Raw genomic sequence first — 17,680 nt, forward strand, 5'->3', positions numbered from 1 at the left:
TATTAACTCTAGCGTATATACGCCTAGCATGTATCACCCACAGCACATATGCCTATCTACCACAAAACAGACTACTTGAAATACACCCACTGTTTCTAACATATGATTAATATCAAATGCCATATCTAGTTTGCTATCTAATGATATTAGAGATCTTATTTGAGTTATGATCCGAATCTGTGTTCACTTCTACTAGTTTAAAAAATCTTGTTTTCGAAAGTCTTTTAAACTAGTAGAAGTGCTCTTCCTAAAATGCTAATTAGCTTTTAATATAAAAAATATTTTTCTTATAAGGGATAGTATATAATCATGAGGGCTATCTCGATCATTTAGGCTTATCAAGTATCATTTTGTTCAAGGAGTATCAAATATTTGTGATTCGATCAGATTGTATCTTTCTCGTAACATACTCTAGTATACATATGTGAGCTAATAGACGAAGTGCATTTATTAGTTTTATCACCTCTCTCTAACTGAGAGTGTGAAAGTGCAAGCTGTCCTTATTCCATAAAAATGGTTCTTCTATTTTTTCAAATAGGTTCAATATTGTTATTGATCTCTTTTATAAAAATACAGTACAGTGTAATATTTCAGTTATGTGTGAATAGCAATACTTAGTTCTTAGAAAGAAGGTATAAGAACAATCGTCAATAAAATATTTCGCATGAACTATCAATAGAACGATGACTGTGAGTATGAAACTATAGCCCTTCATGTTTGAAATTATGCTATGATGTTATCCAATATAGATAACCTATGATCTAGATATATCAAAAAACTAATCCTTTAATAAAGAGATAGCTAATAACAAAGAGATAGCTAAAACGTTAGTATATGTGCTTTAGAAAAAGAAGAATAGACTAATTTCACGTGTACTTAAAAAACAGATCTTACGAATACTATATAACTAAAAATGTCAATGGTCATCAACACAACACCCATAATACCTCATTATCAGTTCTAATGGCTCGGTGTAGCATGATTGACATCCAATTCAACGCTCAGAATAGCGTGAGCACTACTTATGGCTAATCTTTTAGGCAATTCTCTCATTTTGGTCGATGGCTTTTCGTATTTATATCGTGCCTATTATGCTTGTCCCCGTTTAACTACGTCGTCTGGTTTTCCGACTGGTGCTATCTACGGTATGTTAAATATGCTCCGTAGTTTACTGTTTCAATATCAGCCTGCTCATATTGCTGTTGTATTTGATGTTAAGGGAAAAACATTTCGCAATGAGATTTTTACAGAATATAAAAGTCATCGCCCATTAATGCCAGAGGATCTACGCATCCAAGTAGAACCCTTACATAACATTATCAGAGCTATGGGTTTACCGATATTAGCCATCCCTGGTGTTGAAGCAGATGACGTAATAGGTACGCTAGCATTAGAATCAGAAAAATTAGGCCGCACCGTGTTAATTAGTACAAGTGATAAAGATATGGCTCAATTAGTAACACAAAAGATTCACTTGCTGAATACCGTGAATAATACAATACTTGGACCATCAGAAGTGATAAAGAAATACGGTGTCCCACCGATATTAATAATTGACTTGCTGGCCTTGATGGGTGATGCGTCTGATAATATTCCAGGAGTTCCAGGAATTGGACATAAGACAGCTATTGCGTTACTGCAAAAATTGGGTGGCATTCAGGCTATCTATAAAAATTTAGAAAGAATATCACCTCTCGCTTTTCATCGATCTCAAAATATCATAAAAAAATTAGAAAAATACAAAGCTATAGCCTTCCTTTCCTATAAGCTGGCTATGATTAAGACTGATGTGCCACTTGACATTACTAGTAATCAATTGATCCAAGAAGACCCAAACATAGATAATCTTCTATTACTATTTAAAACTTTCGAATTAAATAAATGGATATCTGATCTAGAGAATCAAAAATTATGGCACCGGAATAAAAGGGTAAACCTTCGTACAGAAAAAGCAATTATCAAAAAGGATAGTGTAATCAGATCAGAGATATGCAGTCCACGAGTTGCAAATGCTTATTTTACTATTCTAGATCAAGTAACTTTTTCGTCCTGGTTGTATAAATTACAACATAGCAAATGTTTTGCATTAAATCTGGAGACTAATTCAATAGATACGCTCACAGCCAGTATTATTGGGTTCTCTTTTTCAGCGATACCAGGTGAAGCAGCCTATTTACCAATATTGCATGATTATGAAAATGCACCTAGTCAATTGGCCTGTCTCGATGTTCTCTTAGCTCTTAAACCACTTTTAGAGAATGCACAAATTGTAAAAATTGGAAAAAACCTTAAATTTGATCGCGGGGTGTTACAAAGATATAATATTGACCTAAAAGGCATGTGTTTTGATACAAAACTGGAGTCATACGCATTAAATAGTATAAACAATGGACATGATATATACACATTAGCACAAAGATGGTTAGGTTATGACTTGACATTGTTTCCTGACATTGCTCGAGAAGGCAAAAATCAGATGACCTTTAATAAGGTGTCTATTCAAGCAGCAACTTATTATGCAGCAATCCGTGCTGATATTATATTACAGTTACATTACAAAATGTGGAAAGAATTACAGAAAGAGCAAGGTCCCAAAAACATATTTGAACAAATTGAAATGCCACTCGTTCCTGTGCTATCACGCATAGAACAGAATGGAGTCTTTATTGACCAACGTTTGTTATCGAAGTACTCTCAAGAAATTGGTGATCGTCTGGTTAAGTTGGAATTAAAAGCACACAGGATAGCTGGAGAATCCTTTAATCTGGCCTCACCAAAACAACTAAAAAATATTTTATTTTATAAAAATAGCTTAAAATCACTTAAAAAAACAGCTCATGGAAATTTATCCACTAGTGAAGAAGTGTTATCCAAGCTAGCAATAGAGCATCCATTACCACAAGTGATCCTAGAATATCGTAGTTTATCTAAAATTAAATCAGCCTACACGGATAAGCTGCTCCGTATGATACACCCAGAGACTCAAAGAGTACATACATCTTATCACCAGGCAGTGACAGTTACTGGGCGTCTCTCTTCTAGTAACCCAAACTTACAAAACATCCCAGCTCGGAGCAATGAAGGCCGTCGTATCAGACAAGCATTTACTGCCGATCATGGACACTGCATTATAGCTGCGGATTACTCACAAATTGAATTACGCATTATGGCACATTTTTCACAAGATATAGGGCTACTATCAGCATTTGCTAAAGAACAAGACATTCACTGCGCTACAGCTTCAGAAATGTTTGGCATTGCTTTTTCAGAAATTAGCAAAGAACAACGGCAACGCGCCAAAACAATCAATTTTGGTTTAATGTACGGTATGAGTCCTTTTGGTTTAGCGCGTCAGTTACATATTAGCGTTAAAGAAGCTAAGCTATATGTAGATCGCTATTTTGATCGATATCCGGGAGTATTTCAATACATGCAAGACACTCGTCAACAAGCTTTAAAAAATGGTTATGTTTCAACACTATATGGTCGCCGCTTGTATTTACCTAATATTCAAGATAAAAATATTATGCGTCGCAAGGCCGCAGAACGCGCAGCTATTAACGCTCCTATGCAAGGAACGGCAGCGGATATAATTAAGCGTACTATGATTCATATTGATCAGTGGCTCTTACAACAAAAACATCCATCATTTAAAATTATTATGCAGGTACATGACGAATTAGTTTTTGAAGCGCGGACAGATGCTGTCAAAGAGGCTTCTATAAAAATTTGCTCCATAATGGAGAGCAGCGGAAATCTTGACGTACCATTACGTGTAGATATTGGAGTAGGTAAAAATTGGGACCAAGCACATTAGCTTTGATAATTAATTAAACATCAAAACTCATATGATTAGTTTACTTCCTAATATATATCGTTAATGTATATCTTTATATTGATTGTTTAATGAATGTACTGTCATTTCTGTCTTTTTCTGTTTGATAGATGATCTATATAAACTGTGCACAATCACACAATAGATAAAACTCCTGTGCTCTATAGAACACGATCAGTAGATTACTATACAAAAATTATTTTAACAGAAGATACAATTATACTAGCTTGGTTTTAGATCTAAACATGCATCGCATATCAAAAATTAGGATGATGTCGCTATGAATAAGAGTTCTCTTAGCTATAAAGATTCAGGAGTAGATGTCTATAAAAGTAATATGTTCGTGAAACGCCTAAAAAAAATTGCAAAAACAACATTTCGCCCTGAGGTGATACAAGGACCAGGGGGTTTTGCAGCTTTATGTTCTATACCAAAAAAATATCACGAACCAATTTTAGTATCTAGTACAGACGGAGTTGGTACTAAAATTAAACTGGCCATGCAGTTTAAATGCTACGATACAATTGGTATTGACGTAGTTGCTATGTGTGTAAACGATATAATCGTATTGGGTGCTGAACCGGTCTTTTTTTTAGATTACTATGCTACTAGTTATATTAAGATTGACGCCGTTTCTTCTATTATAAATGGTATTACTGAAGGTTGTTTAAAAGCAGGTTGTTCGCTAGTGGGAGGTGAAACAGCTGAAATGCCAGGCATATATAATGATGAGGATTATGATATAGCAGGTTTTTGTGTTGGAGTGGTAGAAAAAACAAAAATTATTGATGGAAGAAAGATAACTGATGGTGATGTCTTAATTGCACTTGGCTCTAGCGGACCGCATGCTAATGGATACTCTCTTATTCATAAAATTATCAATGATAGTAAGACTGATCTACAAAAAACCTTAATCAGAGGCAGACCTCTAATGGAATGCTTATTGCAGCCCACTCGGATTTATGTAAAAAATATCTTAACTTTAATTGAAGATATAGATGTACATGCTATTGTCCATCTCACTGGAGGTGGATTTTGGGATAACATTCCCCGCGTACTACCCAATCATACTCAAGCGATTTTGGAAGAATCTACCTGGGAGTGGCCAGAAATATTTAAATGGATTCAGAAATCTGGAAATATTAGTCGTTTTGATATGTATCACACTTTTAACTGTGGTGTTGGTATGATCATTGCCTTACATCCTTCCTTAGTAGATAAAGCATTACAGGCAATGGCTGATTCTGGAGAGATAGCGTGGAAAATTGGAATGATTAAAACCTCAAGCTCTAATGATCGTGTAGTAATTAATCCATGAAACGAATAATTATATTAGTATCTGGAGATGGTACTAACTTACAAGCTATATTAAATACCTATCACGCTACAGAGATCTCTAGCAGAGTCGTAGCTGTTATTAGCAATAACTCTAACGCCTTTGCTATCAAGCGAGCCCGATTAGCTCAGATTAGAACTCATGTACTAGCAGGGTCAAAATACAAAAAACCAGAGTTATTTGACAAGACATTACTCAAAACAGTAGAAATTTATAATCCAGATTTAATAGTGCTAGCCGGTTATATGCGTATCTTAAATATAGAATTTATTACATGCTATTGTGGAAAGATACTTAACATCCATCCATCCTTACTACCAAAATATCCGGGCCTTAATACGCATCGTCGTGCTATAGAGCATGGTGAAAAGCAGCATGGAGCTTCTGTACATTTTGTTACCGAAAAAGTAGACGATGGCCCAATCATTTTACAAGTAGCAGTGCCAATCTTTTATACTGATACTGAACATACCCTAGAAATGCGAGTTAAATATCAAGAAAATATTATCTATCCACGCGTAATTAAATGGTTTATTGATGACCGTCTAGAAATGCGTAACAGTTCAGCTTGGTTAGATGGAAAAAAATTACCTAATACAGGTTACAAGGATTGACGAAGTTAAGAAAAGTAAACACGATAAAACGCTATAGATATTCAACAAACACAAAATCAAGATTATAATTATACATTTCTAATGGACAAAAATTAGACCATGATGCATAAATTAGGGTGGATGTTGTATTGATTTCATACTAAAAACAGAAATATATTCTATATTAATTTCTAATTGATTCGCCCATGCTCCATGAATATCAATACCCTGGGATTTCACAAAAATATTCTACAGAAAAGTGTTATGTTGACATACAATATCTTTAATTTTTAGAAAACTTTATAGAATAATTTACTATTCAGAATTATGTTCACATAACAGTGCATAGGCTAAATAATTAAAATAACTAAAAATAGGCTATATAAACAACAGCGAATATAGAGTTAAGAATTATTTTATATAACGAAAGGGTTTTATCAAAAAAATTACTAGAAAAACGGTCTATGCTAGAGTTAAAATCTTTTTGAAGTATAATGTGTAAATCAATACTGCAATATAAGTTTTTTAAAAAACAAAAAACTATTAAATCATAAGATCATCAAAAATGATTCTTGATATTTTCTATCTCTTTCAAAAAATATAATTTATATACAGATCTCTGTATCTCACTCAAAGATTTGTGTGTTAAAAACATGTTATATATTTTGATATTTATATAAAAAAATACAAGTATAACACTAACCACTGTTATATAGCCTTAGTCTAGATGGCCCATTCAGCATTGCAAGATATCAGTCTTAATCCCTAAGACATGTGTTAATATACTTACTCACCTAACAAATTTTGCATGTATTTACCACTCACACATAGGATTTGAGAAGCAATATCATGAATTTCTAGAGCGCATATTTTGTATTTTACTATGCAAAATTATTTTTAAATCTTCTATATTATTTATCCACTTAAAGATCTGCACAGTGTATTTCACACATAACCTTCTGGCTTAATTAAGTCTAATCATTAAGGAATATTACTAGCAGAAACCACCTGTAATGTAATTACAGAATATTGGAAAATGACTAATTTTTTCTAAAATCTCTAAGATCAATATCTTGTACTACTAATCTAGAATTAGCAATTGTAATACAAAATTAGCAATAGTAATACAAATACTATAAATTGTTATACAGAAAAAACCATTAATCAACAAATGTTACAGATAATAAAAAATGCTTAAAATGCATTATTCTAGAACCGAATATGAAATTTAATATAATTTATTTAATTATATAAATTTTTAATAATTGAGATCAATAATACAGACAGCATCTGTGCTAACTAACATTATCGATTGCAACCTATTCAAATAGTGCTTAAACTATTACAACCTATATGATAAGTATCTACAGTACATATAACTCTTTAATCAAAAGCTATGATGAAAACTCAGAAGATTCAGAAGATATAGAAAATACACACAAAATACTATCTTAGATAGTAAAAAATTTTCCTTTTTAAAATACAATTACATAAGATATATTACGTTTTTATTTTTGTATATACTGTTTACTAAATAAAATATAGTTTTATTATATCAACCCTAAGTCCATTCTGACACAGAATATCACTTAATATGGAATAAAAAAAGAAATAAGCTCTAAAATTCACTAAAACTAATATTAAAGCAATAATTGTGCGTATTGTAAATCACAATCGATTTTACATAAAAATTCTTCTTGAATAGATTTTATTGCATCAGATCTTATCTGAAGACTATCCTCCTGTTTTTCTTACAAAAAATAGAAATCTACTATGAAGTATGTTAAGAAAAAATGATAGCTTTCATATATAGGTATACATAGTGTAAATTTTATGTTGCGTTTCTAAAAAATAGATGCTAAAATATAACTAGCTTGTCTAGGAAAAGAACCATTTGATACCTAGAAGATTTGATACCTAGAAGATTTGATACCTAGAAGATTTGATACCTATTAATTAATCTAACCTTAAGCTCTATTACTTATAGTTCTTCGTTCACCTAACATTAAAGATCTTTAGATGTTTATTTGGACTAGTAATTAGTGTAATTGCATGAGTTATTTTTTTATATTTTTTATATTTTTATATATTGCTATCAGGTGTTATCTGGTGTAACTCTAGTGTCACCTGCGTATTGTCGTTCGCTTGACCCTTTGCATCCATCTCAATATACTATCACTGAATGCTGTCTACCTCATACCTAGCGCTCGAGTTTAGATTCTTTCCATTTTTGATAGATTTTTCTTTAATGTTTTTAACGTTTATCTTACATTTAGATACATTATTTAGTATTGTGAGATCACTCTTATTGATTTGAGAATACAGACTTTTACAAACTTGACTTATCATAAGCAGGAGATTGATCTAAAATTTCAGTAACGATTCGTATACTACATATAGTTTGATATGATATACAGCCTGATATGAAATTATTTAGATTGATTGATATTTTATATATTTTTAGTGCTATTCTCATATTAAAGAAAAATAGCACATGGAGTTTACATACATATTAATTTTCGTTCTTCATAGTAGAATAAAGTTGTTATATCGTGTATATGTATTTTTTTGTATTTTTTATGTTGTATGTTTAGAACAAAAGCCAGATTTAAGGTAAAAATGTTCGCTTCAGAAAATCTTTAGATAGTTTATGATTTTTGATGTAGCTGGCATAGACTGGATAATTTTTAAATTTAAACAAAGACAAGAATAGGTGTATTATATGTTGATAATAACACATTTATTTATTGTTTTATCAATATAATGATATATTAATGATATATTTATACAAAATATGCATATTATATATCGTATTTAATCGAATAAGGCATGTATGTAGTATTTTACTGTATACTATTTGTATATCGGGTGATATTTTGGTTTCAGTAGCTGGATGTGAACCGATGACCTTTGGGTTATAAGACCTATGCTATGAGTTATCAAACTGCTTTATCTTAGTTTTTTTATTTTAGTATGATTATGATATACTGATGATAGAACTTGAATGATTTTTTGTAATTTTTTTATTCTTCGTAAGATGTTAAATATACTTATATGTATTATGTATTAATAAATATAATATATTGTATTAAATTCTATTAAATAAAAAATAACAAAATTGATTAGGATGTTAGTAACTTATTAATAATTAGATGGCAGACTAGAATTAGATTACATTATTATGCATTATGCACAATAATAATGTTCCAGATAGAACCCAGTATAGAACCTATATAGAACAAGTATTTTAAAAATACTAGATGTAGTCGTCTTAAGTTATAATCATAGGATTGGTTTTATGATTATCTTATTTTATGTTATCTATGAATTTTATGTTATCTATGAATTATTAGAGTTATATATTCCGTAATAGTAATATTATAGTACGGAATTATAGAAAATACTAGATATTGATTAGGGATTGATCATCGGAGTAGGTTTAATCTTAATGAAGATCTAGCAAAGTATTCTCTCTTTATATTTAAGACGTAAGATTTAAATAATTTTTTGTTGTAAATTTATTAGTGATATGTCAATGATGTTAATTTGAAGTTTTATGTCTGAAAGTCTAAAAGTAATCTATAAAATATGCACTATATTATAATTATAATAATATAATTATAATTATATTTATATTTATAACAAACTAGTAAGAGTTTGTATTGTATAATACACTCTTGATCCGAGAGACCAGGCCGTTATGCTGTTAGATTTTAGAGCTCGGAGTCTAGAGATTATGTTATTCATGGAGAATCTATGTACGTATTATTGCAAGTTATTACCACAATTTTGCACGGAACATGGCGAACATTAACTTTAGTTCGTCAATTCATTTTAAATATAATGTTTATTCTATTAGTTGCGGTTTGTGTAGGGCTTTGGTTTCAAAATGAACGAGTTCATCCTGGAGGTGGTGAGAGACACAAAGGTGCTTTAATCGTTAATCTCAAGGGAACTGTAGTCGATAAACCGGCTAATAACGATAGCTTGTTGATAAAAATTTGTCGTAAAGTACTAGGTAATCATGGCGAGTATGTGAAGGAAACTTCTTTATTTCAGGTAGTAAATACTATACGTCAAGCTAAAAATGATCCTGAAATCACTGGTATGGTGCTTGATTTAGCTGATTTTTTAAGTGCAGATCAACCGTCCTTAGAATATATTGGAAAAGCGTTAGGTGAATTTCGCAATAGCGGTAAGCCGATCTACGCAGTTGGGTCAAATTATAATCAGATACAGTATTATTTAGCAAGTTTTGCTAATAAAATTTATCTTTCTACACGCGGATCGGTAGATATCCGAGGGTTCTCATTAAATAATTTTTATTATAAAAGCTTCTTGCAAAAATTAAAGGTTCACTCTCATGTGTTTCGCGTCGGTGCTTATAAGTCTGCTGTAGAGCTTGTCTCACGAGATAATATGTCACCAGAAGCTCGTGAAGCTAATCGTTTGTGGGTTATGGAGTTATGGAATAACTATCTACAAACATTAGCAAAGAATCGAAAAACTGAAATCACACAGATTTTTCCCGGTGCAAAAAAATTTATAGAGAAATTAGAAGCTTTTCATGGCGATTTAGCACAGTATGCTAAAGGCAGTGGATTAGTTGATAAATTATCTACTCCAGCTCTAATAGAAAAAGATCTAATTGATTTTTTTGGATGGAATGAAAATACCAAAAATTATTATGGTGTTAGTCTTTATGACTACCCGTTAAAAAGCACGGATAATAGCTCAGGGAATATAGCGGTAATTACGGTGAGAGGTTCTATCGTAAATAGTCAGTTTACTCCTGATCAAGCATCTACTGATTCTACGATTCTAGACATTCGTTCTGCTCGTCTAGATCCCACCATTAAAGCTATTATCGTTCGTGTTAACAGTCCTGGAGGTAGCGTAACGGCTTCTGAAGCAATTCGTTCAGAATTGGAAGCTGCAAGAGCTTCAGGCAAACCTATAGTTGTTTCTATGGGTGGTATGGCTGCATCAGGTGGTTATTGGATTGCAATGCCAGCGAATTACATTATTGCCAATCAAAATACTTTAACAGGTTCAATTGGTATATTTAGCGTCATCAATACTATAGAAGATTCGCTAGATTCCATTGGTATTCATTCTGATGGCATAGCAATGTCTACATTATCGGGAATGGGTAATGCTCAGCCACTTTCTGAAGATTTTCAAAAAATGATGCAATTGAGTATTAATCATGGTTATCAGGATTTTATTCATTTAGTGGCCAGTTCTCGCAATAAAACTATAGATCAGATTGATAGAATAGCACAAGGGCGAATATGGAGTGGTCGTAATGCGAAGAAGTATGATTTAGTAGATGCCTTAGGTGATTTTGATGATGCATTATCAAAAGCTGCAGAGCTTGCACATATTAGCAATATACAGCTTAAATGGTATGATCATGAGCCTTGTTTTTTAAATCTTTTGTGTAATCAGGTTACTAGTTCTATAGATCTCGCTTTATTACAAACTGCTTCTGAGGTTTTTTTACCAACATCCATAGTGAATACAATAGCAGATATGAAGAAACAGCCCGGCTTAGGGCTGTCTATGAATGATCCTCAGCATCTCTATGCTTTATGTCTGAATTGTAGTGATCTGACACAATCTAAATCTATGCAATAGCAATACTATATAGCCGTGTTTATTCAGCACGGTTATATTTTATTTAACCCAGGCTAGATTTTACTGACTACGCATGATGTCGTATATTACTTTGAGCTTACCAATGCAAAAAAAATCTATTTATGTTGCGTATACTGGCGGCACAATTGGAATGCAAAGATCTTGTAATGGTTTTATTCCTGTTTCAGGTTATTTACAGAATCAGTTAGCTACCATTTTAGAGTTTCACAGAGAAGAAATGCCTAATTTTACTCTTCATGAATATAAACCGCTTATTGATTCTGCAGATATGACGCCAGATGATTGGCAAGTTATTGCAGATGATATTGGAAAAAATTATGATTTTTACGACGGTTTTGTGATTTTGCATGGTACAGATACTATGGCGTTTACTGCTTCAGCACTTTCTTTTGTATTAGAGAACTTAGCAAAGCCTGTTATTGTTACAGGATCACAAATTCCACTAGAGCAGATGCGTTCAGATGGTCAGCAAAATTTACTAAATGCACTTTTTATTGCAGCTCAGCATCCAATTAACGAGGTAACTTTATTCTTTAATAATACTTTATATCGTGGTAATCGTACCACAAAGGTTCATGCAAATGGATTAAATGCTTTTGCCTCACCTAATTTAGCACCTTTATTAGAGGTAGGCACACATATTCGATGCTTAAATACACAGTCAGCGTCTACCGGACGCGGCGGTGAATTAGTAGTGCACCATCTTACTCCCCAGTGCATAGGATTATTAACAATCTATCCAGGCATTCCCTATACATTATTAAATAATTTTCTTCAAGAACCTCTTAAAGCCCTTATTCTTCGTTCATACGGAGTTGGAAATGCACCACAGAATCATAATTTTTTACAGCAGATAGAATCTGCTATAAAACGAGATATTATTGTAATTAATTTAACACAGTGTATGTCTGGTAAGGTCAATATGGGTGGTTACACTACTGGTCATGCGTTAGCAGATTTAGGCGTCATTGGTGGTGCAGATCTAACTTTTGAGACAGCTCTAACTAAGTTATATTATCTTCTGAGTCAGAATCTTAGTACTGAGAATGTAGGTCATCTTATGCAGAAAAATTTACGCGGAGAACTTACTATCGATGAAGAAAATTAATGTCTAATAAATGCCTACTGCTTGCTCAGTATATTTCTTATGTTATGCTGCGTTAAATTTAAAAATTTAAAATATCGCATTTAGTTGTTTTTGCTAAGATTTTATGTCGTATTTAATGATATTCCCAGCCGTTTTGTTTGTATCGATCTAAAGATATTTTGAGTTTTCATGTTCTGAGGCATTCAATACTAACCTTTTATGATATTTTTAATACGAAATCTTAACTGCTATATCTAGTCTTTTAGCTAAAAACATTAATTGTTGCGGCTGGTACGCATATCAAGTTTTCGTACATAGTTTTATTTTAGTTTAATTGAGACGTCATGAGTTTATTTTTATTTGTTAGTAGTAATTTTTATGTAATTTTATTTATATACTAAATTTTTACTTGTTTTAGTTATAAAAAATTCTGTATCAATGCTCTTGATATTTGTATTGTTAAAGCTGAAAGGTGTTATTTCATTGTGATTATCATCCTATCCATCAAAAACAATCTACTAAAAAATAGTATAAATTATTTTCATAGACTCGATACATTAGAAATTAGGTACTCTTATTTTTTATATTTTGGTTTGCCTGGCGATGTTTAAAGGCTATTTCTGTCTAAAAGACAAATGTTACTATCATAAAATTGCACTTAATAATCATTCTCTTGTATTTAATTATTGGTGTATAAGAATAGAATTCTTTTCTGTATCTGATTTTATTAGATCTTATTTAAAGTGCTAGATTTTTTAGAATCGTTATGTGTCTACTAGTTGTCTATACTGTTCAGTTGTTACAGTTATATCTAAAATAGATTTTTTAGAAAACTAAAAAAATCTATTTAACTGAGTCTACAAAAGATTCTTTATTGGTACTATCAATAATCGCTGAATTCGTCAACTAATTAACATATGTTTTACCTTGCGCGTATCTTTTCACAATGCATGTTGCTTATATCCTAATTTCTTCCGAACTAATAGTAGCATCAGTGAGTGCTCTTATATTTTAGAGTATCTTCCTATAATGATTTAACATGTATATGTGTTTTTATTACAGCCACATAAGGATACGGCATATATTACTCACTACAAACAGTTAATATGTTTCGTTAGCACTCTTGGAAATGATTAAGCATAGTGGACTAGATGATAGCAGTAATAGAGATTTACATCTCTATTAGAGATTTAATTAGTTAAATAGATGTATTGGATAGGCGATCTCACTAAGATTGTTTTTATATCTTCTATTATCTCTCTTTTTGTCTTAAAGATATGATTTGCTGTAGGTTTTTTGCAGGAGAAACAAGATCTTTTCCGTCTTGTGCATTCTTGTTAGTAATTAATATGCAGTATATTATGCTGTTGGGTGGTCATTTCAAGTTACGCAAAACTTTTACATCAAAATAAAGTATTTTGTATTTTCAAAGTTCAACAGCTGGAACAAGTTTTGATTAATCTTGTCCTGTAAATCTAAAATGGTTGTTTTAGAAGCAGTATTTTATTATAGACAAGATAAATACGACGGTAGCGGTCTGGCTTGTACCATATATATTATGAACTTTAGAGGTAACTACTTTGTCATTTTTTATTCTGTATGTTCTCAAGTTTATTGCTAGTTCATTATTATATATTATATAGATGTAACTTCAGTGATATGTAGCAATCTACAAGTTTTATCTATGCTGAATCAAGACACTGCATGTAGAGTTCTTAGTTTTAGTATTATGGTTATAAAATCCGTTAACTTGTTAATACTCAATAATATCTTAATAATATCTTAATATTCTTTTTAATAAAATAAATTATATCTTTTGAAGATTGATACTATATTCTTATAAAGAATAGCTTTATATATATAGGTTCGTATATCTTCTGTTATCTTAAATTTTAAAATATAAATACTTTTTTATTGTTTGAGCTTTCACTATTCACATCACTTTTTAAGTTAAATAACTAAGTAATTAACTATGATAATTAGCAACTGATTACTACTATGAATTAATATAAGGTTATTTTGAACTTAATAGTTATCTATGATAAGAGCGAACGACAGACTTAGTAATAATATAAATTACAGTTAATTTTTTAAAAATCTCTACCACAAAAAATATATAGATACGTAATTGATTTGTGAAAGGATTGCATAATGCTTGTAAGGTGAAGAGTGATATCTTTTGGATTCTTTTACAAATCTTATAGTAGATTCTAAAGCGTTAGCTTTATTTCTGAATATTTTTCGTAATACCCCCTTTTTTCAATGGGTAGTATGTATAGTATGTTTTACAGTATATCGCATTAGATAACGTTAAAGACCAGGTTACCTGATACGATGGATTATGGTACTTTTAGCATCATAATGATGATTAAAATATTATATATACTTCCTTCTCTGTTTTTATTACAAGGCATTCATACTTGAAATAATGATCATGCTTTTAGTTTTTCAAGATAGATACATAAAAAGAGTCTTGTCCTATTTTCGCAATTTAGAATTTTTATGCGTTAACTTTAATATTTTGCCATATTCAGTAGAATTTACGATATCTCTATATTAGAGATTGTTAGTAGAATAGGTATCTCAACTTAGTTTAATAAAGATTAAGATATCGTTCTAGATAAGTCTATAAACTTATTCTACGTTATTTGATATATCTGTGGTCTCTAGTTTGTTATTTTAAATTTTATTTAAAGCACATCAAAAGATTTTTAGTCTGAATAACTATGCTACTCAGGGTCTTTTTAGAGTTTTAATGAGAATCTTACGTTATATAGAAAACATAGAGCATGCATTAATGCTATAACACTTTCTTAATTTTCTGTACTGGTGTTTTATATTGATTCAGTAGATAATTCTTCGTTTTATTCTAATATGTAATAAGAGCTGGAACTGTATGATATAGCTTTTTAAAAAAATTATTTATGTAGTGCATTTTAGTTTAAGTTACTTTTGTATTATTAGGATGTGTGTGTCCTTAACTAGTGCATAGACATGTTTTATGTAAGGACCAAGTTTTATGTATATTTTTATATCATCATTAACAATTAATATTATAAAAAAACATTTTTATAATATTAAATTTTATAATATTTAATAAAAATATAATTAAAGAGAATATGAGTCTATTGCATATTTCGTATTAACTGAATAACACGTAGCTTAGCAAGCAGTTCTTTTAATTCCGCAGATGCTTTTTCAAAATCTATTGCATTATGTGTATTGTTTACACGCTCTATGGCTGCGCTCTTTGCCTGTAGAATGCGCTTTTCATCAAGATCTTTACCACGAATTGCAGTGTCAGCTAAAATAGAAACTACGAAAGGTTGCACTTCTAGAATACCGCCAGAGAGGTAAATAATTTCGTTGTCATTGTTTGTGTTTAGTATACGCACCATACCAGGTTTGATGGTAGTTAAAAGAGGGGTGTGCTTTGGATAGATACCTAATTCCCCTTCGCTACCTGAGACTTGAATACTTTTTACGTTTCCAGAGAATATTCTCAGTTCAGAACTAACAACATCTAAGTGGAAAGTCATGGTATAGTTACCTCTTCCTATAGATTGACACTGTTATCACTCTATTAGTTACTACGTTAATTCTTGAGCTCTATGTTAGTTGTTGAGCTTTTTCCATTACTTCTTTAATAGAGCCAACCATGTAAAAAGCTTGTTCTGGAATCTTGTCGAATTCGCCATTAATAATTCCTTGAAAACCACGGATAGTATCAACTAATGGTACGTATTTTCCAGGAAATCCTGTAAATACCTCTGCAACAAAAAATGGTTGAGAAAGAAAACGTTGCACCTTACGAGCTCGAGTAACAACGAGTTTATCTTCCTCTGCTAGCTCATCTATACCAAGAATAGCAATAATATCTTTTAGTTCCTGATAACGTTGCAGGGTAGATTGCACGGCTCGTGCTGTAGCGTAATGGCTCTGACTCACTATATTAGGATCTAATTGACGGCTCGTTGAAGTCAATGGATCTACCGCAGGGTAGATTCCAAGGGCAGCAATGTGCCGACTGAGTACAATAGTTGCATCTAAGTGAGAAAAAGTAGTCGCTGGAGATGGATCAGATAGGTCATCTGCAGGAACATATACAGCCTGTACAGAAGTAATAGATCCAGTTTTTGTAGAAGTAATCCGTTCCTGCAATACACCCATCTCTTCTGCAAGAGTTGGCTGGTATCCTACTGCAGAAGGCATTCGACCTAAAAGAGCTGACACCTCTGTCCCTGCGAGGGTATATCGATAAATGTTATCAATGAATAATAGAACTTCTCGTCCTTCATCGCGAAATTTTTCGGCTATTGTTAGACCGGTTAATGCAACACGCAAGCGGTTTCCAGGTGGTTCATTCATCTGCCCATACACTAAAGCAACTTTATCAATAACACCTGATTCGATCATTTCATGATATAAGTCATTCCCTTCACGAGTGCGTTCACCTACGCCAGAAAATACTGAAAAGCCAGAATGTTCAGCAGCAATATTACGGATGAGCTCCATCATATTAACGGTTTTACCTACACCAGCTCCGCCAAATAAGCCAATTTTACCTCCTTTAGAAAATGGACACATGAGGTCTATAACTTTAATACCAGTTTCTAGCAATTCTTTTGAGCTTGATTGCTCTTCATAAGAAGGGGCGGGGCGATGAATAGCCCAACGCTCTTTCTCGCCAATCTCGCCTTTCATATCAATTGGTTCACCTAAAACATTCATCATTCGGCCGAGTGTTTTAAGTCCTACTGGTACTGTAATAGGGCGCTGTAAGTTATATACTGTTAAACCACGTTTTAGGCCGTCTGAAGAGCCCATTGCAATAGTGCGCACTACACCGCCACCTATCTGTTGTTGCACTTCCAGGATGAGATTAATATTTTGATGTTTTACCTCAAGAGCATGATAGATTTTTGGTATAGCATGCTGAGAAAATTCAACATCAATAACAGCGCCGATAATTTGAATAATTTTTCCAATAGTCATGTCTGCTCCTATATGGCCACCCTAGATTTTTTATCAAATTATCCTAGCATGGCCTGAATTCTCATTGTTAGCATCTCACTACTTTTGGCATCCAATGATCATTGAATGTGTTTTTTGCAGTGAGTATCTTACGTTGGGATGTTATAGATAAAATTCATGTATATCGCTTAGCT

Annotated in this window: 7 protein-coding genes; 5 read left to right on the forward strand and 2 right to left on the reverse strand. The window is 32.0% G+C overall.

Annotated elements, in window-relative coordinates:
- Positions 1 to 1,024: 1,024 nt before the first annotated feature.
- From polA to ansA, 5 genes are all read left to right on the forward strand, one after another.
- Positions 1,025 to 3,817 carry a DNA polymerase I gene (polA, locus tag CIPSTX3056_RS00075; protein WP_072665947.1) on the forward strand — a complete coding sequence of 931 codons (2,793 nt, stop codon included), beginning with the start codon at positions 1,025 to 1,027 and terminating at the stop codon, positions 3,815 to 3,817.
- 298 nt (positions 3,818 to 4,115) lie between these two features.
- Positions 4,116 to 5,153, forward strand: a complete 1,038-nt coding sequence (purM, locus tag CIPSTX3056_RS00080) for a phosphoribosylformylglycinamidine cyclo-ligase (protein ID WP_072665948.1) — start codon at positions 4,116 to 4,118, stop codon at positions 5,151 to 5,153.
- Entirely contained in the window at positions 5,150 to 5,785 is a 636-nt protein-coding gene (gene purN, locus CIPSTX3056_RS00085) for a phosphoribosylglycinamide formyltransferase (RefSeq protein WP_072665949.1), read from the forward strand. The genes purM and purN overlap by 4 nt, the downstream gene beginning before the upstream one ends.
- Before the next feature lie 3,735 nt (positions 5,786 to 9,520).
- Positions 9,521 to 11,404, forward strand: a complete 1,884-nt coding sequence (gene sppA, locus CIPSTX3056_RS00090) for a signal peptide peptidase SppA (protein WP_072665950.1) — start codon at positions 9,521 to 9,523, stop codon at positions 11,402 to 11,404.
- A 103-nt stretch (positions 11,405 to 11,507) separates the two neighbouring features.
- The gene (gene ansA, locus CIPSTX3056_RS00095) at positions 11,508 to 12,533 is read left to right on the forward strand and encodes an asparaginase (RefSeq protein ID WP_072665951.1); all 1,026 of its coding nucleotides are present in this window, start codon (positions 11,508 to 11,510) and stop codon (positions 12,531 to 12,533) included.
- 3,104 nt (positions 12,534 to 15,637) lie between these two features.
- On the opposite strand, the gene CIPSTX3056_RS00100 is transcribed toward ansA, so the two are convergent.
- Both CIPSTX3056_RS00100 and atpD read right to left on the reverse strand, forming a co-directional pair.
- Complete coding sequence (locus CIPSTX3056_RS00100; protein WP_072665952.1) at positions 15,638 to 16,051, reverse strand: F0F1 ATP synthase subunit epsilon; 414 nt, start codon at positions 16,049 to 16,051, stop codon at positions 15,638 to 15,640.
- Between the two features lie 70 nt (positions 16,052 to 16,121).
- Complete coding sequence (atpD, locus tag CIPSTX3056_RS00105; protein ID WP_072665953.1) at positions 16,122 to 17,507, reverse strand: F0F1 ATP synthase subunit beta; 1,386 nt, start codon at positions 17,505 to 17,507, stop codon at positions 16,122 to 16,124.
- Between the last annotated feature and the right edge of the window lie 173 nt (positions 17,508 to 17,680).

Source organism: Candidatus Erwinia haradaeae (genome assembly GCF_900698965.1).
In the GTDB taxonomy this organism is placed as follows: domain Bacteria; phylum Pseudomonadota; class Gammaproteobacteria; order Enterobacterales; family Enterobacteriaceae; genus Erwinia_E; species Erwinia_E haradaeae_A.

Excerpts from the sequence above, each read along its gene's own strand:
- ansA (WP_072665951.1), top strand. The coding sequence starts at position 11,508 with ATGCAAAAAAAATCTATTTATGTTGCGTATACTGGCGGCACAATTGGA.
- sppA (WP_072665950.1), top strand. The coding sequence starts at position 9,521 with ATGTACGTATTATTGCAAGTTATTACCACAATTTTGCACGGAACATGG.
- purM (WP_072665948.1), top strand. The coding sequence starts at position 4,116 with ATGAATAAGAGTTCTCTTAGCTATAAAGATTCAGGAGTAGATGTCTAT.
- CIPSTX3056_RS00100 (WP_072665952.1), bottom strand. The coding sequence starts at position 16,051 with ATGACTTTCCACTTAGATGTTGTTAGTTCTGAACTGAGAATATTCTCT.
- purN (WP_072665949.1), top strand. The coding sequence starts at position 5,150 with ATGAAACGAATAATTATATTAGTATCTGGAGATGGTACTAACTTACAA.
- atpD (WP_072665953.1), bottom strand. The coding sequence starts at position 17,507 with ATGACTATTGGAAAAATTATTCAAATTATCGGCGCTGTTATTGATGTT.
- polA (WP_072665947.1), top strand. The coding sequence starts at position 1,025 with ATGGCTAATCTTTTAGGCAATTCTCTCATTTTGGTCGATGGCTTTTCG.